The 26,763-nt window shown below is 72.6% G+C and carries 28 protein-coding genes; 17 read left to right on the top strand and 11 right to left on the bottom strand.

Annotation, left to right across the window (positions count from 1 at the left end; genetic code table 11):
• Positions 1–375: 375 nt before the first annotated feature.
• Genes ACZ37P_RS28660 through ACZ37P_RS28690 form a run of 7 tightly spaced genes read left to right on the top strand, consistent with a single transcriptional unit; the run spans position 376 to position 6,853 of the window.
• On the top strand, positions 376–1,422 hold the full coding sequence (locus ACZ37P_RS28660; protein WP_467349273.1) for a Gfo/Idh/MocA family oxidoreductase: 1,047 nt from the start codon (positions 376–378) through the stop codon (positions 1,420–1,422).
• Positions 1,412–2,359: a sugar phosphate isomerase/epimerase family protein gene (locus ACZ37P_RS28665; RefSeq protein ID WP_467349275.1), complete on the top strand. Its 948-nt coding sequence runs from the start codon at positions 1,412–1,414 to the stop codon at positions 2,357–2,359. Before ACZ37P_RS28660 ends, ACZ37P_RS28665 begins: the two co-directional genes overlap by 11 nt.
• Positions 2,356–3,828, top strand: a complete 1,473-nt coding sequence (locus ACZ37P_RS28670) for a M20/M25/M40 family metallo-hydrolase (RefSeq protein WP_467349277.1) — start codon at positions 2,356–2,358, stop codon at positions 3,826–3,828. Before ACZ37P_RS28665 ends, ACZ37P_RS28670 begins: the two co-directional genes overlap by 4 nt.
• A complete protein-coding gene (locus tag ACZ37P_RS28675; protein ID WP_467349279.1) occupies positions 3,812–4,918 on the top strand; it encodes an Ldh family oxidoreductase in 1,107 nt (368 codons plus the stop codon). The genes ACZ37P_RS28670 and ACZ37P_RS28675 overlap by 17 nt, the downstream gene beginning before the upstream one ends.
• Entirely contained in the window at positions 4,915–5,853 is a 939-nt protein-coding gene (locus tag ACZ37P_RS28680) for a Gfo/Idh/MocA family protein (RefSeq protein WP_467349281.1), read from the top strand. The genes ACZ37P_RS28675 and ACZ37P_RS28680 overlap by 4 nt, the downstream gene beginning before the upstream one ends.
• The gene (locus ACZ37P_RS28685) at positions 5,847–6,386 is read left to right on the top strand and encodes a DUF6917 domain-containing protein (RefSeq protein WP_467349283.1); all 540 of its coding nucleotides are present in this window, start codon (positions 5,847–5,849) and stop codon (positions 6,384–6,386) included. Before ACZ37P_RS28680 ends, ACZ37P_RS28685 begins: the two co-directional genes overlap by 7 nt.
• A gap of 11 nt (positions 6,387–6,397) precedes the next feature.
• Positions 6,398–6,853 carry a carboxymuconolactone decarboxylase family protein gene (locus tag ACZ37P_RS28690; protein WP_391048458.1) on the top strand — a complete coding sequence of 152 codons (456 nt, stop codon included), beginning with the start codon at positions 6,398–6,400 and terminating at the stop codon, positions 6,851–6,853.
• A 12-nt stretch (positions 6,854–6,865) separates the two neighbouring features.
• Here the strand turns inward: ACZ37P_RS28690 and ACZ37P_RS28695 are convergent, their stop codons facing one another.
• The 5 genes from ACZ37P_RS28695 to ACZ37P_RS28715 form a co-directional block, all read right to left on the bottom strand.
• Positions 6,866–7,633 carry a class I SAM-dependent methyltransferase gene (locus tag ACZ37P_RS28695; protein ID WP_355333319.1) on the bottom strand — a complete coding sequence of 256 codons (768 nt, stop codon included), beginning with the start codon at positions 7,631–7,633 and terminating at the stop codon, positions 6,866–6,868.
• Between the two features lie 95 nt (positions 7,634–7,728).
• Positions 7,729–8,091, bottom strand: a complete 363-nt coding sequence (locus ACZ37P_RS28700; RefSeq protein WP_188283832.1) for a DUF742 domain-containing protein — start codon at positions 8,089–8,091, stop codon at positions 7,729–7,731.
• A 49-nt stretch (positions 8,092–8,140) separates the two neighbouring features.
• Positions 8,141–8,563, bottom strand: a complete 423-nt coding sequence (locus ACZ37P_RS28705; protein ID WP_355333321.1) for a roadblock/LC7 domain-containing protein — start codon at positions 8,561–8,563, stop codon at positions 8,141–8,143.
• Positions 8,564–8,662: 99 nt separating this feature from the next.
• Positions 8,663–11,527 carry a sensor histidine kinase gene (locus ACZ37P_RS28710; protein ID WP_467349286.1) on the bottom strand — a complete coding sequence of 955 codons (2,865 nt, stop codon included), beginning with the start codon at positions 11,525–11,527 and terminating at the stop codon, positions 8,663–8,665.
• 285 nt (positions 11,528–11,812) lie between these two features.
• The gene (locus tag ACZ37P_RS28715) at positions 11,813–13,027 is read right to left on the bottom strand and encodes a transposase domain-containing protein (protein ID WP_391161235.1); all 1,215 of its coding nucleotides are present in this window, start codon (positions 13,025–13,027) and stop codon (positions 11,813–11,815) included.
• A 271-nt stretch (positions 13,028–13,298) separates the two neighbouring features.
• On the opposite strand from ACZ37P_RS28715, the gene ACZ37P_RS28720 reads away from it, so the two are divergent.
• The 3 genes from ACZ37P_RS28720 (at position 13,299) to ACZ37P_RS28730 (ending at position 16,291) form a co-directional block, all read left to right on the top strand.
• Positions 13,299–14,123: an ABC transporter ATP-binding protein gene (locus tag ACZ37P_RS28720; protein WP_391048467.1), complete on the top strand. Its 825-nt coding sequence runs from the start codon at positions 13,299–13,301 to the stop codon at positions 14,121–14,123.
• A gap of 28 nt (positions 14,124–14,151) precedes the next feature.
• Positions 14,152–15,057, top strand: coding sequence for an ABC transporter permease (locus ACZ37P_RS28725; RefSeq protein WP_391048469.1), 906 nt, complete (start codon positions 14,152–14,154; stop codon positions 15,055–15,057).
• Positions 15,058–15,229: 172 nt separating this feature from the next.
• A complete protein-coding gene (locus ACZ37P_RS28730; RefSeq protein ID WP_401856319.1) occupies positions 15,230–16,291 on the top strand; it encodes an ABC transporter substrate-binding protein in 1,062 nt (353 codons plus the stop codon).
• 84 nt (positions 16,292–16,375) lie between these two features.
• Here ACZ37P_RS28730 and ACZ37P_RS28735 read toward each other — a convergent pair whose 3' ends face one another.
• From ACZ37P_RS28735 to ACZ37P_RS28745, 3 genes are all read right to left on the bottom strand, one after another.
• A complete protein-coding gene (locus ACZ37P_RS28735; RefSeq protein WP_467349289.1) occupies positions 16,376–17,344 on the bottom strand; it encodes a pirin family protein in 969 nt (322 codons plus the stop codon).
• A gap of 120 nt (positions 17,345–17,464) precedes the next feature.
• On the bottom strand, positions 17,465–17,656 hold the full coding sequence (locus ACZ37P_RS28740) for a hypothetical protein (protein WP_188283824.1): 192 nt from the start codon (positions 17,654–17,656) through the stop codon (positions 17,465–17,467).
• A gap of 69 nt (positions 17,657–17,725) precedes the next feature.
• Complete coding sequence (locus ACZ37P_RS28745) at positions 17,726–19,648, bottom strand: acyclic terpene utilization AtuA family protein (protein ID WP_467349290.1); 1,923 nt, start codon at positions 19,646–19,648, stop codon at positions 17,726–17,728.
• A 126-nt stretch (positions 19,649–19,774) separates the two neighbouring features.
• Here ACZ37P_RS28745 and ACZ37P_RS28750 point away from each other — a divergent pair, with 126 nt between their 5' ends.
• Positions 19,775–20,317: an NUDIX hydrolase gene (locus ACZ37P_RS28750; RefSeq protein ID WP_391048478.1), complete on the top strand. Its 543-nt coding sequence runs from the start codon at positions 19,775–19,777 to the stop codon at positions 20,315–20,317.
• A gap of 12 nt (positions 20,318–20,329) precedes the next feature.
• Here the strand turns inward: ACZ37P_RS28750 and ACZ37P_RS28755 are convergent, their stop codons facing one another.
• Positions 20,330–20,662 carry a hypothetical protein gene (locus ACZ37P_RS28755; protein WP_391161247.1) on the bottom strand — a complete coding sequence of 111 codons (333 nt, stop codon included), beginning with the start codon at positions 20,660–20,662 and terminating at the stop codon, positions 20,330–20,332.
• Between the two features lie 29 nt (positions 20,663–20,691).
• Between ACZ37P_RS28755 and ACZ37P_RS28760 the strand changes: the two genes are divergently transcribed.
• From ACZ37P_RS28760 to ACZ37P_RS28775, 4 genes are all read left to right on the top strand, one after another.
• Positions 20,692–21,867 (top strand): hypothetical protein, encoded by a 1,176-nt coding sequence (locus tag ACZ37P_RS28760; protein ID WP_467349293.1) that lies wholly within the window; start codon positions 20,692–20,694, stop codon positions 21,865–21,867.
• Positions 21,854–21,991, top strand: a complete 138-nt coding sequence (locus ACZ37P_RS28765) for a hypothetical protein (protein ID WP_355333343.1) — start codon at positions 21,854–21,856, stop codon at positions 21,989–21,991. The genes ACZ37P_RS28760 and ACZ37P_RS28765 overlap by 14 nt, the downstream gene beginning before the upstream one ends.
• 74 nt (positions 21,992–22,065) lie before the next feature.
• Positions 22,066–22,461: a YidH family protein gene (locus tag ACZ37P_RS28770; protein WP_188283850.1), complete on the top strand. Its 396-nt coding sequence runs from the start codon at positions 22,066–22,068 to the stop codon at positions 22,459–22,461.
• Positions 22,458–22,817: a DUF202 domain-containing protein gene (locus ACZ37P_RS28775; RefSeq protein ID WP_355333345.1), complete on the top strand. Its 360-nt coding sequence runs from the start codon at positions 22,458–22,460 to the stop codon at positions 22,815–22,817. The genes ACZ37P_RS28770 and ACZ37P_RS28775 overlap by 4 nt, the downstream gene beginning before the upstream one ends.
• Before the next feature lie 57 nt (positions 22,818–22,874).
• Here ACZ37P_RS28775 and ACZ37P_RS28780 read toward each other — a convergent pair whose 3' ends face one another.
• Together ACZ37P_RS28780 and ACZ37P_RS28785 are read right to left on the bottom strand one after the other, a co-directional pair.
• Positions 22,875–23,759 (bottom strand): hypothetical protein, encoded by an 885-nt coding sequence (locus ACZ37P_RS28780; protein ID WP_391161252.1) that lies wholly within the window; start codon positions 23,757–23,759, stop codon positions 22,875–22,877.
• A gap of 44 nt (positions 23,760–23,803) precedes the next feature.
• The gene (locus ACZ37P_RS28785; RefSeq protein WP_355333351.1) at positions 23,804–24,523 is read right to left on the bottom strand and encodes a FadR/GntR family transcriptional regulator; all 720 of its coding nucleotides are present in this window, start codon (positions 24,521–24,523) and stop codon (positions 23,804–23,806) included.
• A 114-nt stretch (positions 24,524–24,637) separates the two neighbouring features.
• Between ACZ37P_RS28785 and ACZ37P_RS28790 the strand changes: the two genes are divergently transcribed.
• Together ACZ37P_RS28790 and ACZ37P_RS28795 are read left to right on the top strand one after the other, a co-directional pair.
• A complete protein-coding gene (locus ACZ37P_RS28790) occupies positions 24,638–25,156 on the top strand; it encodes a gluconokinase (protein WP_355333353.1) in 519 nt (172 codons plus the stop codon).
• A gap of 75 nt (positions 25,157–25,231) precedes the next feature.
• Positions 25,232–26,626 carry a GntT/GntP/DsdX family permease gene (locus tag ACZ37P_RS28795; protein WP_391048487.1) on the top strand — a complete coding sequence of 465 codons (1,395 nt, stop codon included), beginning with the start codon at positions 25,232–25,234 and terminating at the stop codon, positions 26,624–26,626.
• Positions 26,627–26,763 lie beyond the last annotated feature (137 nt).

The following is a 26,763-nucleotide window of genomic DNA, read 5'->3' on the forward strand; positions in this document are numbered from 1 at the left end:
GCCGAATGCGCTGGTCCATCCGGACGCGGTCGCTCATCCGGACGCTGTCGCTCGTCCGGACGCGGCGGTTCGCCCGGTCGTGTCGGACGAACCGGGCGTCCCGGACGCGCTGGAGGCCGACGCTATGCCAGGCCCTCGGCCGGACGGGGGTCGGCGGCGCGGCCGACGGGGGGATTCACACAAAAGGGCGCTATCGGCGCGTTTGTTTGACTTCGCCCGGTTCGGGCGAGCAGGCTGACCGACGTCGTCGCGCCCTGCCCTCATTTTCCGCAACTCCCCCCGGCGCCCGGCGCTTTCCCCCCGCTGTCCCGTACCGCCCTGTTCCGCTTCGTTTCCCCCGCCCCCACCGAAGTCGACGGAAGGCTGACGCAGGAGATGCCGCTGCGCACGATGGTCCTCGGCCTCGGCCGCGCGGGGGCGGGTCTGCACCTGCCGGTCCTCGCCAAGGCGCGGGACCTGCGGCCCCGGCTCTTCGCGCCGGAGCCGGTGATCGCCTTCGACCGCGACCCGGCCGAACGGGCCAGGGCGGCGGGCGACACCGGTCTGAGCGTCGTGGACTCGCTCGCGCGGGCGCGGGAGTCGCTGGACCCGGAGCACACGGTCGTGCACATCTGCACCCCGCCGCTCGCCCGCGCCGAGGTCGTGGCCGAACTGCTCCGACTCGGCTTCCGCAGGCTGCTGTTGGAGAAGCCGCTCGCGGCGGGTCCGCGCGATCTCGCGCGGCTGGTGGAGCTGGTGGGGCGGCCCGGTGTCCAAGCCACCGTCGTGGCGCCCTGGTTGGCGAGCACGCTCACCGACCGGCTGATCGCCCTCGTGGAGGAGCGGCCCGGTCTCGGCGCGCTGCGGCAGATCTCGGTCGTGCAGGACAAGCCGCGCTTCCAGCGCACGCTCGCCACCTCGGGGCACCCCACGGCGTTCGACATCGAGATCCCGCACGCGCTCGGCGTCCTGCTGCGACTGGCCGGGGACGCCGAGGTGGTCGGCGCCTCGTGCACCGACCTGGACGTGGACGGACGGCGGCTGCCCCGGCTCGGCGGCGCCGAGGTGCGCCTGGCCCACCGCGACGGCGTGCTCGCCGACATCCGCTCCGACCTCACCTCCCCGGTGCGCGAGCGCCGGATCACGCTCGGATTCGACGGCGGCACCGCCGTCGGCCACTACCCGGCCGACGCCGGCGACCACTACGCCCAACTGCGGCTGACCACACCGGAATGCCCGGCCGGGGACCGCGAGGTGTTCCGCGACGACGCCCTGACCGCGTTCATGCTCCGCGCCTACGCCGACTTCGCCGGGGACGACGGCCCCTGCCCCACGGACTTCGCGCGACAGGCGCGCGTGGTCGGCCTGCTCACCGACGCCAAGAATCTGGCGGCCCCGCCCGACGCCTCGGGCCCACGAAGGGAGTTGGCCGGTGCCCACTGAACAGCAGACCGCCGTACGGGCGGACGAGCCGTTGCGCCTCACCGGGATCGGCGACGAGGCCGCGCTCGGCGTGGAGGGCCAGATCGCGGCCGTCAGCGCCTTGGGCTGGCGGTCGGTCGAGCTGCGGACCGTGGACGGCACGCCGGTCGCCGACCTGTCCCCTACCGCCTTCGACCGGGTCGCGGGGACGCTCGCGGACGCCGGGGTGTCGGTCGCCGCGGTGGACGCGAGGATCGGCGGCTGGGCCCGCCCGGTGACCGGTGACTTCGCCGCCGACCTGGCCGAACTCGCGGTCCTGGAACAGCGATGCGCCCGGCTCGGCACCCGCTTCGTCCGCGTGATGTCCTTCCCGAACGACGGGCTCGACGCCGACGCCTGGGAGCGTGAGGCGCTGCGCCGCGTCCGCGAACTCGCCCACCGCGCCGCCGAGTCGGGCCTGACGCTGCTGCACGAGAACTGCTCCGGCTGGGCGGGCGCCGACGCGACCCGTACGGTCCGCCTCCTGGAGACCGCGGGCCCGGGGCTCGCCCTGCTCTTCGACACCGGCAACGGCCCCGCGTACGGCTACGACGGCCACCGGCTGCTGACCGAACTGCTGCCGTACGCCGACCGAATCCTGCACGTCCACGTCAAGGACGCCGTCATCGCCCCCGACGGCCGCCCCGCCTACTGCGAGCCGGGCACCGGCGACCTGCGGATCGCCGACTGTCTGCGCGCCCTGCTGGCCCACGGCTACCGGGGCGCGCTGTCGATCGAACCGCACATCGCCGTACGGCCGCACGAGGACCACCGCGATCCGGAGGAGCGGTGCCACGCCGCCTTCGTCAGGAGCGGGGTGGCGCTGCGGAATCTGCTGGACGCGTGCGCGCGGGTGCCCGGCGGCACCATCGCGCACACCCCGCCGGACGGGGCGGCGCTGCGGGAGCCCGCTCGGTGAGCCCGCTCAGCTCCGCCGACCGCGCCCTGCTGCTCGACCTGCTCGCCCTGCCGACGGCCGGCCCGCTCGAATGCGGCCCCGACGCGCCCGCACCCGCGCTGTGGGAGGCGCAGCGCCGTTACGCGGGGGCCGCCGCCGAACTCGGTTTCACCGTCCTGCACCACGCGGCCCCGCCGCCCGCCTGCGTCGACCGCGACGACGTACCGCTCCTGGTACGTCAAGCCGCCGCCGAGCGGCCGGAGTTCCTGGCCTGCCAGCCCAGCCTGGTGCTCGCCCTCGGCCCGGCCGGGGCACCGCGCGACCGTACGGTGATGTTCAACGTCCACCTCGACACCGTCGCGGGCCTCGAACCGGTCTCGTTCGACGGTGACCGCTTCCACGGCAGAGGCGCGATCGACGCGAAGGGCCCGGCCGTCGCGCTGCTGGCCGGACTGCGGCGTGCCCTGCGGGAGCGGCCCGAACTCCCCCGCGACACCCGGATTCTGGTGCAGGCCGTCTCCGGCGAGGAGGGCGGCGCGCTCGGCGCCTTCGGCACCCGTCCCCTCGTGGACGCCGGGCACCACGGGCGGCTCAACGTCTTCTGCGAACCCACCGGCGGCCGGGCCCTGACCCGCAGCACCGCGGCCATGACCGCGCGGCTGAGCGTCCGCGGCCGTGACGCGATCGACGACCGGCCCGGGGCGGGGCACAACGCCACCGTCCTGCTCGGCCATCTCGCCCAGCACCTCGCCGCCGCGCTCGACCCGCGACTCGACCCGGCCGACGGGCAGGTGTGCGTGGCGGGCCTGCGCACCGGCGACCTGCACAACCGCGTCTACGGCAGCGGCGACCTGCTGCTCAACCTCTCCTACGGCTCGGCCGCCACCGGACGGCGGCTGGAGCGGCTGCTGGGCGACGCCGTCGCCGAGGGGCTGGAGTCCTTCTGCGCCGCCTTCCGGCACAGCCGGCGGTTCGCCCGCACCGCGGCCGACGCGGCGGACATCCTGCGGCTGGACTGGCTCAAGCGCGGCCTGCCCGCGCTCGACGGCGACCCGTCGTGGCTCGGTCCGCTGCTCGACCGCGCCGAGGTGCCGCGGTGGCCCGCCGCCGAACCCGCCTTCACCTGCGACGCGATCTGGATGTCCGGCGTGCCCGACGCCCACACCGTCGTCCTGGGCCCCGGCAGCCTCGACGCCAACCGCGCCCACGCCGCGGGTGAGTTCGCCGATCTCGCCGACCTGGACGCCTTCGCGGCCACGGTCCCGCGCCTCCTGGCCGCCTTCGACGCGGCCGTGTCGCCTGCCGTGCCCGTGCCCGCGCCCGCGGTACCGCTCGCGCCGTCCGCGCCGCCGTCACTTCCCGCGCCGTCCACGCCACTTGCGCCGTCCACGCCCGTCAGCAGGAGGAACGAGCCCCATGCCGTTGTCGAGCCCGCCGCAGTCGACCCTTCCGGCGCGGGCGCCGGACAGTACCGTGCGCCTCGCGTATGAGGAGTTGCTGACCTTCGTCACCGGCGTCTTCACGCGGTGCGGTCTCGCCGGGGAGCGGGCGGCCACGGCGGCCGAGGCGCTGTGTTACGGCGATCTGGCCGGGATGAGCTCCCATGGCGTGACGAATCTGACCCTGCTGTATCTGCCGCTGTTCGAGGAGCGCCGCGCCGACCCGGCGGCCGAGCCGGACCGTACCGTGGATCTCGGGGCCGCGGTCCGCCTGGACGCCCGGCGCGCGCTCGGCCTGTGGGCCGCGGCCGACGCGATGGACCTGGCCGTCGAGCGCGCGGAGCGCTTCGGCGTCGGCCTGGTCAGCGTCCACAACGCCACCCATCTGGGCTGCGCCGGGTACCACGCGGCCCGCGCGGCGCACCGCGGCATGGTCGGCCTGGTGGCCTCCAACTGCGGCCGTCAGCGCATCGCCCGCCCGCCGGGCGGCCGGGTCACGATGCTCGGCACGAACCCGCTCGCCGTCGCGGCCCCCGCCGGGCCGCGCCACCCGTTCGTGCTCGACATGAGCACCACCGTCGTCCCCACCGGACGCGTGCGCGCCGCCGCCCGCGCGGGCCGGGCGGTGCCCGAGGGCTGGCTGACCGACGAGGCCGGGCTTCCGGTCACCGACCCGGCGGCCTTCGACCGCGGCCAGGCGTACCTCGGCTGGCTCGGCGGCGCGCCGGAGACCGGCGCGTACAAGGGCTACGGGCTCGGGCTCGCGGTGGAGGTGCTGGCCGGTCTGGTCAGCGGCTCCGGCCTGGGCCCGGCCCCCGAGGCGCTGGACGGGGACGGGCGCCCCTCGGGCCGCGACGACGACATCGGCACTCTGGTCGCCGCCATCGCCCCCGCCATGCTCCGCCCGCGGGAGGACGTCGCCTCGGACGCCGACTCGCTGTTCGGCAGCCTGCTCGCCTGCCCGCCGGTCGACCCCGCCTCCCCCGTCCGCTACCCCGGCTGGACCGAGGGCGCGACGGCCGACGCCCACCGTGCGGACGGTGTGCCGGTCACCGCCGGGCAGTACCGCGAACTCGGCGATGTGGCAGGGCGGTTCGGCCTGACCGCGCCCGCCCCGCTGGACGGGGGCCTTCGCCGATGACCCGGCACCCGATCGCCGTCGTCGGCCTGGGCGTCATCTCCCGCTTCTACCTGGCCGCCCTCGACGCCTCCCCGGCGGCCCGCCTCGCCGCCGTCTGCGACCGCGACCCGGCCGCACTCGCCGCCAGGGGCGGACAGGACGCGTCCGGGGCCGTACCCGCCTACCGCGACCACCGCGAACTCCTCGCCGCCGGGCCGCCGCTCGACGGCGTGGTGATCACCGTCCCGAACGGCGCCCACGCGGCGCTCTGCGCCGACTTCCTGCGCGCGGGCGTACCGGTGTGCGTGGAGAAGCCGCTGGCCCTCACCGGCGCGGAGGGCGCCGGACTGACCGCGCTCGCGCAGGCGTCCGGGGTGCCGCTGTTCACCGCCTTCCACCGGCGCTACAACGCGGCGGTCAGGGCGCTGGCCGCCGGGCTGCCGCGGGACGTGCCGGTCGAGCGGGTCACGGTCCGGTACTTCGAGCGGATCGAGGAGCACATCGGGCGGGACCGCTGGTATCTGGACCCGGCCCGGTGCGGTGGCGGCTGCGTCGCCGACAACGGGCCCAACGCGTTCGACCTGGTACGGCTGTTGCTGGGCGAGGTGACCGTCGAGACCGCCCGGATCGGCTACGACGGGACGGGGCTCGACCGCACCGCGACGATCGGGCTGCGCTCCGTCTCCGGCGCCGCGCGTGCCACGGTCGAGCTGGACTGGTCGTATCCGGGCGAGTTGAAGGACGTGACGGTCACGCTGGCCGACGGGTCCGTGCACCACGCCGACATGCTGGCCGGGCACCAGGGCTTCAAGTCCTCGCTCCGGCACGAGTACGCGGCGATCCTCGCGGACTTCACCGCCCGGCTCCGCGGTCCGTACCGCGCCGACCACGGCGGTACGGCGGCCCTGGAGCTGGTCGAGGCCGCGTACCGGCGTACGGAGGTGACGGCGTGCTGACCCCGCCCGCGGCGCACGAGCCCGCCACGCACGAGGCCGCCACGCACGAGCCCACCGCTCAAGAACCCGCCGCTCAAGAGCCCACCGTTCAAGAGCCGACCCCCGAAAGGGCTGCCGCCCCGCGCGAGGACGGCCTCAAGCGCACCGTCCACGGCTGTCTGGTCAAGGTCCTGATCCACCGCCGCGACGACCGCGGCATGGCCCTGGAACCCCACGCCAGCCGCTGCGTGCGCGCGGGCGAGGTCCATGAACTGGTCACCACCGACCACACCGACAGCGCGCCGGGGGCGCGGATCGACCGCGTGGGCTTCCTCGGCTTCGTCGAACTGGACCGCGGCGGTGTCATCGACCGCGGCGACACCGTCCGTATCGGCGGACGGACCGTCGGCACGGTCCTCGGCTTTGACGCCTGCCACTTCCCCAACCACTACAACATCCTCATCCACGCCGACGCCCCGGTGACCGGCGCCGACCTGGAGCTCACCCCCGAGACACCGGTCAGCTTCGAACAGACCCCGCCCCCACACCCCTGAGAGCCACGCCCATGCCGCAGGTCAACCCCACCGCCGCCGCCCCCGACGCCCTCCAGGCGCTCACCGAGCTGACCCGGGTCTCCGCCGAGGGCCTGGCTCCCGAGATCGCCGAACTGGTCAGCCTGCACGTCTCGCAGATGAACGGCTGCGCCTACTGCACCGCCCTGCACCACGAGGCCGCCCTCGCGGCGGGCCACCCTCCGCTCAAGCTCGCCGCTCTCCCCCAGTGGCCCGACTCCCCCGACTTCACGCCCGCCGAGCGCGCCGCCCTCGACCTGGCGCGGCACCTCACCCGCCCCGCCGACGGCGCCGTCCCGGCCGCCGTCCACGCCGAGGTCACCACCCTCCTCGGCCCCGACGCCACGGCCCGCCTGATCTGGACCGTCGCGGCGACCAACGCCTGGAACCGGATCGGCATCGCCACCGCGACCCGGCCGGCGGAGGCCGAGGAGCCCCGCGCGAACTGACCGCCCGACGGATCAGGAGGCGGTCAGGCGGGTGCGCCAGCCGTGGCAGATCATGGGCATCACGACCAGGCCGTCCCGCATCTCGGCCGTCTCGCGGACCTTCGCCCCGATCAGGTCCGCGAGTTCGCGCTTCTGGCCGTCCGGCAGGGCGATGTACCTGCTGTAGGTGGCGAACATCGCGACGACCTCCTCGACGGTCAACTCGGCCGTCCAGGTGACGACATGAGCCTGCGGCGGCGCGAAGGGGACACCGTCGGGGAGCCACGGTCCGTCGGACATGCGCTGGATCAGGTCGCCGATCCAGTCGTCGTTGCCCATCTCGTCGTGGACGTAGGCGTCCAGCACGTCCACCCAGGGCACCCGCCGGTCGCGGCGGGTGTAGAGGATGCCGAGCGAGCCGCCCGGGGTGAGCACCCGGGCGATCTCGGGGAGCGTGAGGGCCGGGTCCATCCAGTGCCACGCCGAGGACACCGTGACCGCGGCGACCCGCGCGTCCGGCAGCGGAATGCGCTCGCCGAACCCGTGGAGCACCGTCGCCCGCGGGCAGACGCCGGTGAGCACCCGCCGCATGCGCGCGTCGGGTTCGACCGCCACGACGTCCTCGACCCGTTCGGCGAGCCACCGGGTCAGCAGACCGGTCCCGGCGCCCAGGTCGAGCACCGAGGGGCAGTCCGCGGGCAGCAGCCAGTCGAGCATCCGGGCCGAGGGACCCACCCGGTAGCGGTCGTAGTCCCGTGCCGCGGCCCCGAAGGACAGGGCGAGGCTGGACAGTTCGGGCACGGCACTCCGTAGGTCGTCGGGCGCGGCCGTCGTACGGCCGGGAACAGGGCAGGACCGGCGCGGGACCGGACCTCGGGTACCGCGACCGCGCGGCCTCAGAGGCCGCGCAGCCCGGTGAGCACCCGCTCCAGCAGCGTGACGTCCGGCCGGCCCTCGGCGTACGTGGGCTGCTGGACGATGACGAAGCCGCTCTCGGCGAGGTCGCCCACCAGGACGCGGGTCACGCCGAGCGGGATGTTCATCAGCGCGGAGATCTCGGCCACCGATGTGAGGTTCATGCACAGCCGGCAGATCGCCTGCTGCTCGGGGAAGAACCGCACACCGCTCTCCCAGGCGAGAGCGGTCGTACCGACCAGGGCCTCCAGCGCGAAGTCGGTCCGCGCCGTCGTCCGGCCGCGGGTGACGGCGTACGGACGGACGAACGGCGAGTTGCGCCTTCGGTCTCGGTCTCCACTCACGAACGCACATCCTTCCGGGTGTGATTCGGACGGCCCATCGCGCCGGCCCTCAGCCGGCCAGCGCGTTCTGCAGTTCCCTGCGCACGTCGGGCGTGAGGACGTCGCCGGTCCGCTCGACCAGCAACGCCATCTCGTAACCGACGACCTTCATGTCGCAGGTCGGCGAGGCCAGCACCACCAGCACGGAGCCGTCGCTGACCGACATCAGGAAGAGGAATCCGTTCTCCATGTCGACGACGGTCTGCGTGACCACCCCGGCCTCGAAGAGCAGGGCCGCGCCCTGCGTCAGACTCGCCAGGCCCGAGGCCATCGCGGCGAGTTGCTCGCCGCGGTCCCTGGGCAGGGACGCGGAGGCCAGGAGTTGAACGCCGTCCGAGGAGATCACGACCGCGTGCGCGACTCCCGGCACCTGCTTCACGAAGTTGGCGATGAGCCAGTTCAGGTTCTGTGCTTCGTTGCTCAGATCGCTCATGGGTGTAGCTGCTTCCTATGCTGCCGAGGACGTCGTCCGACGGCGCTACGGACAGGGGAAACACGGGAAACACGGAGGTCGTGGGAGCTGTGAGTCCGCTCATAGCGGACCCGATCCGCCCGGCGTCCGGCCGGGCCCCTCGCGGTCGGACCCATCCTTACCCTGTCTGACCCCTTGGTGGAAGTTCGACAGCCGATCCCTCATCAGGTTCGCCGCGCGGGGGGCGGTGGGCGCCGCGTTCGGCTGCGGCACCGGGCCGCGCGGGCGCGCCTCGGCCGAGAGGTTGTTCAGGGGCACCCGCCGGGGCAGACCCTGGGCGGTCGTGCCTCCGGTCGCCTGGCCGCCCGCGTCCTCGGGTCCCGGCCGGGCCCACGAGGGCGACGGGTGACCGGGGTTGCCCGGCGGCTGGGCCGGCGGGCGGGGTTGCGCCTGCGGCCGGAGCTGCGCCTGGGGTTGGGGCTGCGGCAGGGGCTGCGGACGCTGGGCCGGCGGCTGGACCCGCTGGTGGGGCAGCGCCTGCGGCTGCGGCGGGACCTGCGGACGTACGTGCCCCTGCGGGGGCCGCGCCTGCTGCGGTCCCTGCCCGGCCGGCCACTGCGACCTCATCGCGTCGAAGATCGGTAACCGGTCGGACCCGTGCCCTTCCAGGCGTGCGACCGCCTCGGCCTCCTCCTCTTCCGAGGCGAACCACGAGAAGTCGCCGTCGGGGCCGCCGCCCTCCTCCTGGTCGTGGAACCACGGAAAGCCGCCGTCGGGCTGACCGGAGTGGCGGCCCGCAGGAACGTCGTCGTACGACCGGCCGCGCGAGGGCGTGCCCGCGGGCCCGTAGGGGCCGTCGAAGCGCGGGTCGCCCGCCTGTCCGGCCGCGACCCCGCCGCCCGGCAGCCCGGCCGTCTCGCCGGTGTCGTACGGTCCGGGCCGCAGCGCCGACTGGTCGAAGACCTGCGGGCCGTCCACCTCCAGCTCGCTCGCGGACACCAGCAAAGTCAGTGGGATCCGGATGAGCGCGTTCAGGCCGGTCCTGCCCGTACTCGTCAGCCGCACCTGGATGCCGTACTTGGCCGCCAGCCGGCCGACCACGAACAGGCCCATGCGGCGGGAGGTCGCGACATCGAGGACCGGGGGCTCGGCGAGCCGCCGGTTGATCCGCTCCAGCTCCTCGGGCCGGATGCCGATGCCCGCGTCCGCGATGTCCAGGACCACATCGCCCGCGGTGAGCATCTTGGCGCCCACCAGCACCTGGGTCTCGGGGCCGGAGAACGTCGTGGCGTTCTCGATGATCTCGGCCATCAGGTGGACGACGTCGGTGGCGGCATGTCCGACCACCGCCACGTCGGGCAGTTCGTAGAGCACCACGCGCTCGTACTGCTCGACCTCGGCGGTCGCGGCGCGGACCAGGTCGAACAGCGACACCGGCTGGTCCCAGCGGCGGCTCTGCTCCTCGCCCGCGAGCACCAGCAGGTTCTCGTTGTTGCGGCGCATGCGGGTGGCGAGGTGGTCGAGCTGGAACAGGGCGGTGAGCTGACCGGGGTCCTGCTCGCTGTTCTCCAGGTCGTCGATGAGCTGGAGTTGGCGCAGCACCAGGCTCTCACTGCGCCGCGAGAGGTTGGTGAAGATCGCGTTGACGTTGGAGCGCATCCGCGCCTGCTCGGTGGCGAGCCGGACCGCCTCGAAGTGCACGCGGTCGAAGGCGCGCGCGACCTGGCCGACCTCGTCCTGCGACTGCACCTCGATCGGCTCGACCCGTACCGGCCGGTCCGTCTCCGAGGGGTTCACGTCGCGCAGTCGGCGGACCGCGCCCGGCAGCCGGTTGTCGGCCACGTCCAGTGCGGACACCCGCAGTTGGCGCAGCGGCCGGACCACGGACCTGGCCAGGATCAGCGCGCCGAGGAAGGACAGCGCGACCACGGCGACGATGATGGCGATGTTCTGGTAGAGCTGGGTGCGCACGGCCGACAGCAGGTGCGAGGACCGGTCGTTGAGGTCCGCCACGGTCTGCCGTTCGACGGTGCGTACGGCGTCGAGCTTGTCGGTGATCTGCTGGAACGCGGTGGCCTTGGTGATGCCGAGGCTGTCGAGCGGGATGTCCTCCTGCGCGGCGGTGGCGACCACCTGGATGGTGCCGTCGGCCGCGCCGACTTTGTCGCCGCTGACCGTCGACTGGTACAGGTTGAGCAGCGAGGTCGACGCGTTGTTCGTGAAGGTGCCGTTGGCGGTCTCGAAGTGCGCCTGCTCGATGTTCTCCTTGAGCTCCAGTGTGAAGCCGCGGTCGAGCGCGTCGACGATGAAGCCGCGTTCGCTCGACGTCTGCTGCTCGATCTGCTCGATCGAGGCGAGCGTGGTGACCAGGCTGCCGAGCGTGTGGTCGGAGCCGACCGCCGCGAGCTGCTGGCTGAAGTCCAGCAGATTGCCGATGATCGTGCTGTAGGCGCTGAAGGTCGGCGTGTTGGCGCCGTGGGCGAGGCCCTTGGTCGAGGCGCGCAGCGGGGTCAGGTCACCGAGCCGGGCCTCGGCGCGCACGCCGATCAGGCGTACGGCGGCGGGCAGCGCGTCGACGCTGCTCCGGTGTTCGTCCAGGCTCTGGCCGAACGCCTTCACCTGCGCGTTGGTGGCCTGTTGCGCCGCCGCGAGCTTGTCGTCCTTGGCGGTACCCGACCCGGTGAGTGCCAACTGGGTGAGGTCGCGTTCGTCGTCGAGCGCGCTGACCAGCGTGGACACCTGCCGGGCGAGTTGCGCCTGCCCTTGGATATGGGCCGCGCTCCGGAGGTTGCCGACCGCGGAGAACACGCGCACGCCCGCCAGCGGAATGATCGCGATCAGCGGGACGAGCACGAGGAGCAGCATGCGATTGCGCAGCCGCCAGTCACCGAGCTTGCGTTTGGTCCAGAGCCTGGAGCCGAGCCCGGTGAGGGGGGAGATCCATTTCGGTGCGGGCGCGCGACCCCGTCTCCGCGCGCTCGTCATGCCGTCGCCGCATCGTGCTGTGTCAAGCGGTCCCCGCATGTCAACGGATTGCCGGCTCCGTGAGACCGCTGGTCTTCCATTCACTAACCCTTAACCCTCATAACGCCGCCGCATGGCGCGGCGACGCTTGATTATCCGGTTCACCGCGATGAGACGTTCGGCTCCGACCGCATACCTCTGCGTACCAGGTCGGAGGCTCTTTGTGTCTGTTCACTTCCACGCCCTCTGCGGGAACTTTATTGCAGCACACGCGTGCCCGCAGGAGCAAAGGGTTGCGCTACTGACTTAACGCGGCCTCACCGCCGCCCACTCCCCCAGTCCAGTGGTCGGATCGGTCGAAATCGGACCCACCGAAAGCGGCGGCGATACCAGGTGTCCGACGGCATGATAGGTGCACAGGAGGGCATATATTTCCTGCTGCACGAGTTCAGGGCTTTTCGACCGTAATAGCACCCGTGGCCCGGTGATCTGCTCGACGAAGTGGGCGACCCCGTCGCCGCTCGCGACGGCCGCCTGTTCGTAGCGGGCCCTGATCTCGTCGGCCGGCACCGTGCTGTCGAGTACCGAGGTGACCAGCAGCGGAGCGCCCAGCACCGGTCCCGCCGCGGCGGCTCGCGCGGCCGTGCGGTCGCCGCACGGCACCACCCGGACCGCGGTCCCCGGCCCCGGACCTTCGCCGGGACCGGCGTCCGTCGCCAGTTCCGACAGGTAGGAGCCGTCGGGGAGTTCGCGCATCACCGGCAGTGAGTACGGGGCGGGTCCGAGGCCGCCGGAGCGCCAGATCTGGTCGGCGCCGGTCTCGGCCAGCGCCGACCACAGCGCGACCGGGATCAGTTCCTCGTCGCCGACCACCAGCGCCCGCTTGTCGAGAAGGTCTTCCGGCCACTGCGCGAGCAGGCCCTCGGCGCCTTCCTCGGCCCGGGGCGTGATGGCCGCGACCGCCGAGACGCGCAGTCGGCAGTCGGTGAGCGAGGACACCCACACGTCGAGCGACCGGTGCTTGTCCAACCGGGGCGCCGTGGTGTCGGGGGAGCCGTAACCTGCCCTGTTCGCGGGGGTGTCCGGCACTTCCATCGCGACGCTCTCGTAGACGAAGACCCGCTCGCCGTCCAGCCGGGTCCCGTGGCCCGCGGCGTCGGCGAGGTGGCCGCAGAGCGCCTTGAGGGGTTCGACGCCGAGCCGCATGCGCGCCCGCGCGATGGCGGCCGCGCTGGCCACGTCGCCCGATCCGCCGACGCCTGCGCCCGGGAACATCTCGGGCAGACCGCCGGTGAGTTTGGCGAGCACCTCCTCATAAGAGGAGGCCCCGAAGAGCCACATCGCCAGAACGAAATACATCATGAGCTGTGCGGGCAGGAGACGCCTGCGGCGCTCTCGGCGCTCGGTTTTGTCCACGAGCCGGTCCATCACATCCGGCCGGAAAGTCTCCACGAGCATGCGCAGTGCGAGCCGGTCGGGAAGATGCGTTTCAGGCGATATGTCGAGATGGCGAAACGTCATTCGCCAGAAGCTACCCCCGGAGAACCCTCCGCGTCTAACCCACTATGGATAGTCGGGAGAAAGAGGCACTAGACGGAATTTCTCCGGACAACGACGTCGACGGAGAGTGAGGTCAGCGGCCTCCGGACGCTTAAGTCAATGCACCCTTGTTCGACGAGGTTGGTGTCTGCCCGTCGGTTCTGGCAGCCTCACTCGCGTGGCAAGCGAATCCCAGCACGGGCACAGCAATGGTCTAGTCAAATCGCCGCAACCGACGACATCGCCTATCGCGATGCGCGACGTGTGCAAGTCCTTCAGTACCCCGCAGGGCGGAAATCATGACGTCCTGCGCAACATCGATTTCACCGTCAGGCCCGGAGAGTTCACCGCGGTCGTGGGTCCCACCGGATGCGGGAAATCGACGACTCTCTCGTTGATCTCCGGCATGGAACGTCCGGACAGCGGTGAGGTGCTCGTCGACGGGCGCCCGGTGGAGGGCATTGGCAAGGACGTCGGGTTCGTCTTCCAGACGGACGCGGTGTTCCCCTGGAAGACCGTCATCGGCAACGTCGCGGCGGGTCCGCGCTTCCGGGGCGCGTCCCGCAAGGAGGCGCACGCCGCCGCGGCCGAGTGGATCCGCCGGGTGGGCCTCGCCGGGTTCGAGCGGTACCACCCGCACCAGCTCTCCGGCGGAATGCGCAAGAGGGTGGCGCTCGCGCAGACGATGATCAACGAGCCGCGGGTGCTGCTGATGGACGAGCCCTTCTCCGGGCTCGATGTGCAGACCCGTCAGATCATGTCCGACGAACTGCTCTCGCTCTGGGACCTGACCCGGCCCTCGGTCGTGTTCGTCACGCACGACCTGGAGGAGGCGATCTCGCTCGCCGACAAGGTCGTGGTGCTGACGGCGGGACCGGCCACCGTGAAGGAGGAGTTCGAGATCGATCTCCCCCGGCCGCGCAATCCCCGCGAGATCCGGCACACTCCCGAATTCGTCAAGCTCCACGAACGGGTCTGGCAGGCGCTGCGGGACGAGGTGCAGCTCGCGTACTCCCGCACGGCCGCGCGGCCCGAGACCGTGTCGGCCGAGACCGTGGCGCCCGAATCGGCGGCCTGAACCATCCGTACGGAAGAGGCATGAGCCTATGAAGACCGACACCGCGACCGGGTCGGCGACCGACGAGATCCTCGCGCGACCCGAACCGCCGAAGAGCGACGCCGGAGCGGCCCGCGCCGCGCTGGCCAGGCGACAACGGGCCAGGCGCCGCGTGTGGGTCAACGTTGTCAGGGCCGCCGTCCTCGCCGCGTTCATCGGCCTGTGGCAGGTGCTCGCCTCGACGGAGGTCGTCGACCCGTTCTATTCCGGCAAGCCGTCGGGCATCTGCTCGAAGCTGTGGGGCTGGGTGCGCGACGGTACGTCGCAGGGACCGCTGTGGGACCAGGTGTGGGTGACGTTGCAGGAGACCCTGATGGGCTTCGGCATCGGGGTCACCCTGGGTGTCGTCCTCGGCATCGTGCTGGGCCGGCTGCGCTTCCTGGCCGATGTCTTCGCCCCCTACATCAAGACCCTGAACTCGATCCCGCGCATCCTGCTGGGCTCGGTGTTCGCGATCTGGTTCGGTCTCGGCATCAGCTCCAAGGTCATGCTGGCCGCCGTTCTGGTCTTCTTCGGCGTGTTCTTCAACGCCTTCCAGGGCGCCCGCGAGGTGGACCGCAATCTCCTCGCCAACGCCCGCATCCTCGGCGCGAGCAACACCCGGGTGACCTTGCACGTGGTCGTCCCGTCCGCGCTGAGCTGGATCACCACCAGCCTGCACGTGGCCTTCGGTTTCGCCATCACCGGCGCGATCGTGGGCGAACTGCTCGGGGCGCAGCAGGGCCTCGGGCTGCTCATCTTCCAGGCGCAGGCCAACTTCGATCCCAACGGGGTCTACGCGGGACTCGTCATCACCGCCGCGTTCGCGCTGGCGGCCGAGGGACTGATCTCGCTGCTGGAGCGGTGGCTGCTGAGCTGGCAGCCGCGTCCGCAGAAGTCCGGAGCGCAGGCGTGACCGCCGTGACCGGCGACAGCACCGCCGGGACCGGGGACGCCTCCGCCACTCCCGCCATCCCCGCCCATTCCGCCATCCCCCCGACGGTCAACCGCCCCGCGGCGACTCGCGGCCCGCGGCACGACCCGAGACGGCGCACGACCCACCCGCTTCCGAGGAGAAGACAACGCACATGTGGCACAAGAAGATCGTTCTCGCAGCCGCGACGGTAGTCCTGGCGACAGGCGTGACGGCCTGCTCGGACAGCAAGTCCGACAAGACCACCGACGCGGCGAGCGCGGGGTCGCTGGAGACGGTGACGATCGCCCTGTCGAACCAGGCGAACCAGAGTTACCTCCCGCTGATCCTGGCGCAGCGGATGGGCTACTTCACGAAGCAGGGTCTGAACGTGAAGATCGCCAACCTCCAGGGCACGCCGCAGGTCTCCGACGCGCTGCTCAAGGGTGACGCCCAGGGCATGATCGGCTTCTACGACTCGAACCTCAAGCTCCAGCTCAAGGGCAAGAACACCCAGGCGGTCGTCCAGCTCCTCCAGGCGCCCGGCATGGTCGAGATGGCCCGTACGAACGCGCCGTCGATCAAGTCGCCCGCGGACCTCAAGGGCAAGAACGTCGGCGTCACCTCGCTCGGTTCCGCCAGTTCCACCATCGCCTCGTACCTCGCGATCCACAACAACATCGCGGTGGCCGACACCCACTTGGTGGCGGTGGCGGCCGGTGCCACTTTCGTGGCGGCCTTCGAGCACAACCGGATCGACGCGGGTGTCACCACCGAGCCGACCATTTCGACGCTGCTCAAGAAGCAGCTCGGGACGATCATCGCGGACATGCGCACCGCGGCGGGCACCAAGGCCGCGCTCGGCGGCCCGTACCCCGGCACCGCGCTGACCGTCCAGACGGCGTGGGCCAACAGCCACAAGGAGACCGTCCAGAAGATGGTCAACGCCGTCTACCAGACGCTCCAGTGGATGGAGTCCCACTCGGCCGCGGAGATCACCGAGCAGGTCCCGGCCGACTTCTACGCCGGCAGCGGCAAGGACCAGTACGTCCAGGCGCTGGCCAACGAGATGGGCATGTACAACCCGACCGGCCAGATGCCGGCCGACGCCCCGCAGACGGTGCTCCGCGTCCTGACCGCGGTCGACCCGACCGTGAAGGGCAAGACGATCGACCTGTCGAAGACGTACACCGACGAGTACGTCCAGAAGGCGGCCCAGGACCACTCCGCGTCCTGACCCCCCGCTCCCCCCAGGGCCCCTGCCCGGCGCGCCCCGCCGCCCAGGGGCCCTGCGCCGTTCCCCGCCGCGACCCCGGCCCGGTCAGCGCTCCCGGCCGCGCGCCTTCAGCGGGCCCGGCGGGAGGTCGGGGGCGGACAGGCGCTCGCCGTCGTAGCCGCGGACGTCGCCGAAGCGGGTGGCGGACTGCCAGGCGGTACGGGCCTCGGTGATCTCCTCGCTGGTGCGGGCGACGAAGTTCCACCACATGATGATGCGTTCGGCGAAGGGCTCGCCGCCCAGCAGCATGAGGGAGGCGGGGGTGTCGGCGCGCAGGGGGAGTTCGCGGCGGCCGCAGCCGAGGTAGAGCAGGGAGCCGGGGGTGAGGGGGACACCGTCGACGTGGGATTCGCCGGACATGGTGAGGACGGCGTACTCGAAGTCGGGGTCGAGCGGGAGCCGGGCGTCGGTACCGGCGGCGAGGGTGAGGTCGGCGCCGACGAGCGGGGTGTGGATCGTGCCGGGCGAGGCGGCGCCGTCGAGGTCGCCGAGGATGACGGTGGCGTGGAGTCCGCCGCCGCCGGTGACCTCGGGGAGTACGGGGTGGTGCTCGAAGGAGGGCGCGGTGTCGCGGGTGGCGTCGGGCAGGGCGACCCAGAGCTGGGCGCCGTGCAGGTAGCGGGCGTGGTCGCGCGGTGATTCCTCGGAGTGGGCGATGGCCCGGCCCGAGGTCATCAGGCCCAGCTCGCGGGGGCGCACCGTCTGGAGGCTGCCGAGGCTGTCGCGGTGCAGCACCTCGCCGTCGTGCAGCCAGCTGACGGTCTGCAAGCCCATGTGCGGATGGGGCGGCACCTGCATGCCGGGCTCGTCGGCGATGTCGTCGGGCCCGTAATGGTCAACAAAGCACCAAGCGCCGACCATGCGCCGTCCGAGGTTGGGGAGCAGCCGCCGTACCTCGGTGCTCTCGCCGAGCTGGACGGTGCGGCCGGCGAGCAGGTCGCGGACCGGTGCGGCGGAGACGTCGGCGCGCCCGCCGCAGCGGGTGGCGGCGGGCGTCGTGTCGAGATTGCTCATGGTGCCGATCATGCCGCGCGCGACCGCCCGAAGCGAGGAGGGGACCGGGCGGTCGCGCGGGTCAGGGGGTCCGTCGGCCCCGGGCGGCGGGAATCCCGAGGCCAGGGGCCGGGCGGGCGGTTACCGGGCGGGCGGCGCGGAGTGGGCGGGGTGGATGCCGTGCACGAGGTCGCGGGCCTCGCTGACGTACATCTCCCGGTCGCCGAGCGTCAGGCCGGGGAAGTAGTCCTTGAGCCTGGTCACGACCTGCTGCTCCGACTCGTGGCACTCACGCAGCAGAAAGATCGCCTTGCGCAGGATGTCGCCGTCCATGGGGACCGCCCTTCACTACCCCCGCGGGCCCGTCGCCCTCGGACGATTCCCATCATGACTCCACGAATGTCACCTCTTGGGCAACGGCGTGTACTGGCTCTGCAAAAGATCCACCAGCTTTTCCGGCACGTCCGCGAGGCATCCCCGAAGCCGCTCCCCCAGCGCCTTGGCCTGCGGATCGGCCCTGGTGGAAGCGGCGACGCCGTCGCCGAGCAGCCCGTGCACGACGAAGTTCACCGCGCGCAGATTCGGCAGTTCCCAACGGCTCACCGGCAGCGTCGCGGTCTCCGGCAGCAGGGCCCGCAGCCGGGGTACGTCCAGATACGCGCGCAGCCACGCGTACCCCTCGTCGTCCCGTGCCCACAGCCCGACGTTCGCGTCGCCGCCCTTGTCCCCCGAGCGCGCCCCGACGACGGTCCCGAGCGGCAGCCGTACCGTCCGGCCGAAGGGCTCGGGCGGCCCGGTCCGCGCCTGGCGCGGCGCGGGTCCGGTGACCGGCGACACCAGCGGCGGCGGTACGGGACCGGAGTCGGGCACCGGACCCGGCCGTCCCTCGCGGAGGTCGGTGGCGCCGTGCGGCGGGCGCGGTACGGGCAGCCGGGTGCCGTCGGCGAGCACGGTCACGGCGGTGACCTCGTCGGCGGCCACCAGCGCGGGCCAGTACACGCCGTACTCGGTGGGGCGCGGCGAGGCGTGCTCCAGGTAGAGCCCGGGGTAGCCGGCCAGCGCGGAGCCCGCGACGTCGGTGAAGAAGCCGCGGCCGACGGTTTCGAGGTCCGGGTCCTTGACGGTGAGCGTCAACCGGTCGGCCTCGCCGCCGTGTTCGCGCCGCAGGTCATACCCGGCGAAGCGGCCCGGCCCGCCGGTCGCGTCGCGCAGGGTGGCCTCGGCGAAGTCCGCCTTCGCGTCGAGGTCGAGGCCGGTGAGCACGAAGGTCGCGGAATTGCGGTAGCCGCCGCGGTGGTTGAGGCAGACCTTGAGGGTGTCGGGCGCGGGCTCGCCCGCGACCGGGCCGACGGAGACCCGGTCGGGGCCCTGCTGGATGAGCCGGACGGTGTCGAAGCGGGCCACGACGTCGGTGTTGAGGTAGCCGGGTCCGCCGATCTCGTACAGGAGTTGGGCGGTGACGGTGCCGATGGTGACGGCGCCGCCGGTGCCGGGGTGCTTGGTGATGACGCTGGAGCCGTCGGCGTGGATCTCGGCGATCGGGAAGCCGGGGTGCACCGGGTCGGGGATCTCGGTGAAGAAGGAGTAGTTGCCGCCGGTGGCCTGGGTGCCGCACTCGATGATGTGGCCCGCGGTGACGGCGCCCGCCAGCCGGTCCCAGTCGTCGAGCGCCCACTCGAAGGCCCAGGCGGCGGGCCCGACGACCAGCGAGGCGTCGGTGACCCGGCCGCAGATCACCACGTCGGCGCCGCCGCGCAGCGCCTGCGCGATGCCCCAGCCGCCGAGGTACGCGTTGGCGGTGACCGGCTCGACGCCGGAGCCCGCCAGCGGGCGGCCGGTGGCCAGGTGCGCGAAGTCGTGGCCGCGGGACTGGAGTTCGGGCAGCCGGTCCAGCAGGTCGTCGCCCTCGACGTACGCCACGGACGGGTGCAGGCCGCCGACCGCGGCCAACTCGGCGAGCTTGGCGGCCAGTCCCGCCGGGTTGAGGCCGCCCGCGTTGACCACGATCTTGATGCCGCGCTCCAGGCAGGTGCCGAGCACCTCGCGCATCTGGGCGAGGAAGGAGACCGCGTAGCCGCCGTCCGGGTCGCGCTGCCGCGCCTTCCACAGCAGCAGCATGGTCAGTTCGGCCAGGTAGTCGCCGGTGAGGACGTCGATGGGGCCGCCCTCGACCATCTCGCGGGCGGCCGACAGCCGGTCACCGTAGTAGCCGGAGCAGTTCGCGATCCGCAGCGGCGCCCCGCGCTCCCGCTGCGCCCGCGGTGCCCGCCGGCCCTGTCGCGTCTGGGGCGCCTGCGGTACCTGGGGCGCCTGGTGTGCCGTCATCCCACACTCCCGTCACTCCCCCGTCTCACCGAACCGGGACGATCATCTTGCCGGTGTCCGCGCCGCGCAAGACCACCAGGGGGCGCGCCCGGGGCGGGTCCGGCGGCCGGTGGTTGAATCGGCTCCATGAACGAGCCCACACCGCGACCCCCGCTGTCCGCCGACGAGATCATCGACATCGTGGACGAGCACGACCGGGTCGTCGGCAGGTCGCCGCGCGGCGAGGCGTACGCCAGGGGCCTGCGGCACCGTTGCGTCTTCATCCTGGCCAGGGACGCCGAGGACCGGATCTTCGTGCACCGCCGCACCGCGGAGAAGCTGGTCTTCCCCTCCCTCTACGACATGTTCGTCGGCGGTGTCGTCGGCGCGGGCGAGTCCTACGAGGAGGCGGCGCTGCGCGAGGCGGAGGAGGAGCTGGGGGTGAGCGGACTGCCGCGCCCCGAGCCGCTGTTCCGATTCCTCTACGAGGACGGGCCGCGGACGTGGTGGTCGTCGGTCTACCAGGTGCGGTGCACACTGCCGGTCGCCCCGCAGGCCGAGGAGGTGGCCTGGCACACCTTCCTCACCGAGGAGGAGCTGGCCGCCAGGCTCACCGAGTGGGAGTGGGTGCCGGACGGCCTCGACGGCTACCGCAGGCTGCTCGAATGGCGTGCGACGCACGGGAGTTGACCGCCCGGCGGCTCAACCGGCCACCAGGAGACCGGCGATGACCGAGGCGCAGTTGGCGGCGACCGAGGCCGCGTACGGCAACGGGCCCCGCAGCCGCAGCAGTCGGCCGAGCAGCAGACCCTCCACGAGGCAGACCGCGCTCTCCGCGACGGCGAAGGCGGGCCAGTACGCGGCGCCGTGCGTCTGCCGCAGGAACCACCACAGCGGCGGGTGCGTCACACAGTTGACCATGACGGCCGCGAGAGCGGTCCGCGTCGGTCGGACGGCGGACGCCGCGGTGACCGCCGCGACGTAGCAGGGCACCTCGACGAGCAGGGTGAGGGCGAGGGCCAGCGGATACGGCACGGGCGGATCGTGCCACGGGGAGGGGACGAGTGGCCAGCGCGGTGGGGGCGCCCCTGGCGGGCGGTGCGGGCACGGGCGATACGGGCACGGCCGATACGGGACGCGCGGGGCGTACGCTGCCGGTCGCCGGTTTCGTCCTGGCGGCGGCGGTGGCGCTCGCCGTCTCGCTGCGGCTGCCCGCGGGCACGGCCGTGCTGGGCCTCGCGGTCTTCGGCATTCTGCACAATGTGCTCGAACTGCGGTACGTGACCGGCCGGTTCGAAGGCGTCCTGCACGGCCCGTTCCTGCGGCTGCTGGGCGCGCTCATCACCGGCATCGTCGTGTGCCGCCTGCTGCCGCCGTCCTCGGGCACCCGTACCGCCGAGATCCTGCTCGCGTACCTGCTGCTCGCCGCGGCGTGCGTACACGCGCTGCGGACCAGGCCCGTACCGCTGGCCGCCTCCTGCGCGCTGCTGGCGGGCGCTGCCATGGCGTCGCTGGCCTTCCCCGCCTACCACTTCGTGGTGCTGGCCCATCTGCACAATGTGGTGCCGCTGCTCTTCTTGTGGGAGTGGTCGCGCGCCATGCCGCGCGGCCGTGCCGCCTTCCGGGCGGTGCAGTGCGGGTGGGTGCTGGTGATTCCCGCGCTGCTGCTGTCCGGCGCCCTCGACGGTCTGCTCGGCGCGGGCTCGGGCTGGACGGACCGGCTGGCGCTGTCGTACACCCCGCCCGCCTGGCAGCACACGCACGCCGGGCTGCGCTTCGTCGCGGTCTTCGCCTTCCTCCAGACCATGCATTACGTGGTGTGGGTGTGGTTCATGCCGCGGTACGCGCCGGACGCGACCGAGGCGTTCGAGCGGCGCGCGCCCGTGCTGCGCGGTGTGCGGGCCTGGGCGCTGGGGCTCGGCGGGGCGGCGGCCCTGTCGGTGCTGTTCGTCAGCGACTACACGCGGGGCAGGTCGCTGTACGCGGCGGTGGCCAGCTACCACGCGTATCTGGAGTTCCCGGTGCTGCTGATGCTGGTGCTGGGGCTCGGGGAGCGGGGCCCGGCGGCCGGGGCGGACCTGACCGGGACGAGGCCGACCGGGACGAGGCCGACCGGGACGAGCGCGACCGAAAAGAGGCCGCCCGAGAAGAGTCCGCCCGAAATGGGCGCGACCGAAGAGAGCGCGACCGACGCGCGTGCGACCGACGGAAGGAAGGAGTCCTCCGATGCTGCTCGCTGATGTCGCGCCGCCGCAGGACGGTGGCGGCGGCTCCGCAGGCCATGTGGTGATCGCCGTGGTCGGCGTGGTGCTGCTGGCCGCGGTGCTCGCCGTGATCATCGCGGCGGTCTCCCGCCGGAAGTGACCGCCCGCGCCCGCTTCCGACCTGGTCGTTAGTGTGGACACGTGAGCGCTTTCGCCCAGGAGCTGCCCGCGCGGCTGCGTGCCGCGCGGGATTCCGTACGTCTGTGGTTCGCCCCCGCCCGCGTGCGGGACGAGGGCACGACCCCCGACTACCGCTTCTCGCTGGCCAACGAGCGGACCTTCCTCGCCTGGATCCGCACCGCGCTCGCCCTGATCGGCGGCGGTTTCGCCGTCGACCAGTTCCTCACCGACCACCTCGCGCACTGGGTACGGGTCTCGCTGGCGCTCGTCCTGCTGGCCGGTGGCGTCGCCTGCACGCTGCGCGCGGTCAACCACTGGGCCCGCTGCGAACGCGCCATGCGCCGCGGCGCCGACCTGCCCGTCTCCCGCTTCCCCGCGCTGCTCGCCGTCGCCATCGCGGTGATCGCCGTCGCGATGGTGTGCGTGGTGCTCTTCGGCTGGGCCGGATGAGCCACGACCGCCAGGACGGCGGCCCGTCGGGAGTCGGCGGCCGACCCGGTGACGACCGGGATCCGGGGCTCCAGCCGGAGCGAACGCGGCTGGCGTGGCGGCGTACGACGCTGTCCTGCGCGGTGACGGCCGTGCTGGCCGGGCGGCAGGTGCTGCACCACGAGGGCGGGGCGCTCCCCGCGGTGGCCATCGGTCTGACCGCGCTCGCGTTCCTGGCCTTCCTCCGGCTGGCGCACCGCAGGATTCAGCAGCTCGGCGGCGCGCCGCACCCGGCGGTGATGGCGCCGGGCGCCGCCGTCGCGGTGGTGGGCTGCACGGTGGCGCTCGCGGTGTTCGGCGCGGCGCTGGTGTGGTGACGCGCGCCCTCGTGTGGTGACGCGCCCAGCTGTGGTGAGGCGCGCCCGCCGCGCCCCTCAGCGTCGTCGCAGCACGCTCACCAGCGCCCGGACCTCCCGGTCGGCGAAGCCCGGCTCGCCCGCGACGGTCCGCACGAGTCCGTCCCGCACGGTACGGCTTCGGCCGGCCTCCACCAGCGCCAGCGACTCGGCCAGCGCCTGCGGGAGCGCCTGGTGGTACCAGGGTGTGTCCGCGTCCTCGTCGAACCAGCGGCTCGGCGGAAAGGTGCCGTTGAGCTTGGGCTGCGCATTGCCGTACCAGCCCCATTCGGGCCAGGGCAGCGACACGTTGACCACGTGTCCCGCGGGCAGCGTCCGCACCCAGCGGGCGGAATCGGGCGACTGCTGCCAGCGGTCGGCGTTCGGGCCGCTCTTGCCGCGGGGCGTCACCCCGACGTAGCGCAGCTTGCGGCGGATCACCGACCAGGGTTCGCGGCTCTCGGCGATCCACGCGGCAAGTTCACGGTGGAGCGCGTCGAAGGTGGAGCCGCTGTGGACCACGTCGACCACGGCCAGCGGGCGCTTGCGGCGGGCCAGGGCGCGCGGTTCGAGGCCCGCCGCGGCCAGGTGCTCGCGCAAGCGCTCCCGCTGGGGCTGCGGGAGGCGGGCGGACCGGCGGATCGACAGGGGGAGCCGCAGGAGTCCGCCAGGGCGGTCCGCGTGTTCCAGCGCGCCGGTGAGCAGGTCGTACATGCTGTCCAGCGAGCGGCCGACGAAGCGGAGGTCGGCGGCGCGGGAGCGGGCCAGCACCTTGCCCGTGCACTGTGTGAGCGCCGGAAGGTGCCACAGCCGTACGGGTTCCGAGCCGTCCGCGAGCGTGCCGAGGCGGTCCGGCGGGCGGCCCTCGTACGAGGACAGCGCCCAGCGGAAGGGCTGCGGCGGGGCGGGTTGACGAGCGGTCACGCGTATTAGTGCAGCACTGCCGGGCCGTGCGGGTAAACGGATTTTCAGGGTGCCAGGATGTCCAACTCGTGCAGGGCGCCCACGCAGATCTCGCGCATCAGGTCCTCGGCGGCGGCGGCTTCGCGGGAGCGGATCGCCTCGGCGACGCGGACGTGGAGGGTGACGGCGGCGGGGTCGGGCTCGGCGAACATCACATGGTGTTCGGTGCGGCCGGTGAGGACTTCGGCGACGACGTCCCCGAGGCGGGCGAACATCTCGTTGCCCGAGGCGTCGAGGACGACGCGGTGGAAGGCGACGTCGTGCACGAGGTACGCGTCGAGGTCGGCGGCGCGGGCGGCGGCGGCCATCTCGGCGGCCAGCACGGTGAGTTCGCGGCACTGGGCGGGACCGGCGGCGGTCGCGGCGAGCCCCGCGGCGACCGGTTCGACGGCGGTGCGCAAGGTGGTGAGGGAGCGCAGTTGGCGGGGGCGGTCGGCGCCGGCCAGGCGCCAGCGGATGACGGCCGGGTCGAAGACGTTCCACTCCTCGCTGCGCAGCACGGTGACGCCGACGCGGCGGCGGGACTCCACGAGGTGCATCGCCTCCAGCACCCGGACCGCCTCGCGGACGACGGTGCGCGAGACGCCGTAGCGCGTTTCCAGTTCGTCGATGCGCAGAACCGTCCCTGGCGGGTAGTCGCCCGAGGCGATGGCGGGGCCGAGTTCGGCCAGAACACGGGCGTGCAGACCCCCGGCGTCGTCCCGCGGTGCTTCCTGCTGAGGCATGAGGACAGCTTATGCGGCAGCACAGTCATGTGACTTTTACATCACAGACTCTTGAATAAGTAGTACCTATGGCGTTGAGTGTCCCCGACCGCTTGCACAAGGAGGTTCGAGCGCATGACCAGCTCCCCGCGCCCACCGCACTCCCCCGTCGTCGTCGTGATGGGGGTCTCCGGTTCGGGCAAGTCGACCGTCGGCGGCCTGCTGGCGGATCGGCTGGGCGTCCCGTACGCCGAGGCCGACGACTTCCACCCGGCGGCCAACATCGCCAAGATGTCGGCCGGTCACCCGCTGGACGACGCCGACCGGGCGCCGTGGCTGGACGCCATCGGCGCGTGGATCGCGCAACGCGAGGGCAAGGGCGGGGTGGTGAGCTGTTCCGCCCTGCGCCGCCGCTACCGCGACCACCTGCGTCAGAGCGCGCCCGACCTGTTCTTCCTGCACCTGGACGGGTCCCCGGAGCTGATCGCCTCCCGACTGGCCGCGCGGATGCAGCACTTCATGCCGTCCGAGTTGCTGCGCTCGCAGTTCGCGACGCTGGAGCCGCTGGAGCCGGACGAGGCGGGCGCGGTCGTGACGATCGAGGGCGGCCCGCGGGAGATCGCGGACCGCGCGCTCGCCGCCGTACCCCGCTGACGTCGTCGGACTGACCCGCCCCACCCGTTCGAACCCCCTCCCCCCCTGTCCCCGTCCTTCCCCCTGGAGTCCTCCGTGTCCGCACTCAGCGTGGAGCTGCTGGCCGCCGATCCGTCCCCGATCACCGACGCGGGCAACACCCGCCTGGCACTGGCCGCCCTGGCCGGTATCGCCGTCATCGTGCTGCTGATCACCCGCTGGAAGGTGCACGCCTTCCTCGCCCTGACCATCGGCTCCGGTGTGCTCGGCTCCGTCGCGGGCGCGCCGCTGGCCAAGACGATCACCAGTTTCTCGACCGGCCTCGGCTCGACCGTGGCGAGCGTCGGCACCCTGATCGCGCTCGGCGCGATACTCGGCAAACTGCTCGCGGACTCCGGCGGCGCGGACCAGATCGTCGACACGATCCTGGCCCGTACCAGCGAGAAACGGCTGCCGTGGGCGATGGCCCTGATCGCGGGTCTGGTCGGCCTGCCGCTCTTCTTCGAGATCGGCATCGTGATCCTCATCCCGGTGGTGCTGCTGGTCGCCAAGCGCAGCGGCCAGTCGCTGATCCGACTGGGCATCCCGGCGCTGGCCGGCCTGTCGGTGATGCACGGTCTGGTGCCGCCGCACCCCGGCCCGCTGGCCGCGATCGGCGCCATCCACGCCGACATGGGCATCACCCTCGCGCTCGGCGTGCTGGTCGCGATACCCACGCTCGCCATCGCGGGTCCGCTCTTCGGCCGGGTGGCCGCGGGCTGGGTGGACGTGACACCGCCGGAGCGGATGACGCCCGCGCGCGCCTCCGACGACCTGGAGCGGCGGCCGAGCTTCGCCGCGACGACCTGCACGATGCTGCTGCCGGTGGTGCTGATGCTGGCCAAGGCCCTGGTCGACGTGATCGTGGACGACCAGAGCAGCCTGACGTACCGGATCTTCGACGTCATCGGCACGCCGCTGGTGGCGCTGCTGGCCGCGGTGATCGTGGCGATGTTCACCCTCGGGCGGGCCGCGGGCTTCAGCAAGGACCGCATCTCCTCGACCGTGGACGCCTCGCTCGGCCCGATCGCGGGCATCCTGCTGATCGTCGGCGCGGGCGGCGGCTTCAAGCAGACCCTGATCGACTGCGGGGTCGGTCAGATGATCCTCGACTGGTCCAAGAGCTGGCACATCTCGGCGCTGCTGCTCGCCTGGCTGATCGCGGTGCTGATCCGGGTCGCGACCGGTTCCGCGACGGTGGCGATCATCTCGGCCGCCGGTCTCGTCGCGCCGCTCGCCGAGGGCATGTCGTCCTCGCACACCGCGCTGCTGGTGCTGTCGGTGGGCGCCGGTTCGCTGTTCTTCTCGCACGTCAACGACGCCGGGTTCTGGCTGGTGAAGGAGTACTTCGGGATGGACGTCCCGCAGACCCTCAAGACCTGGTCGGTGATGGAGACGGTGATCTCGGTGGTGGCGCTGGGCTTCGTCATGCTGCTGTCGCTGGTGCTGTGAGGCGCTGACGTCGTGAGGTGTGTGGGGGGGGGGGGGGGGGGGGGGGGGGGGGAAACCGCCCCCCCCCCCCCCCCCACCCCCCCCCCCAACGAGGAAGAAGGGGGAGAGTAAGTCTATCGATGACAGGAAGGGGGGGT

It is taken from the genome of Streptomyces sp. NPDC024632, from assembly GCF_055559175.1.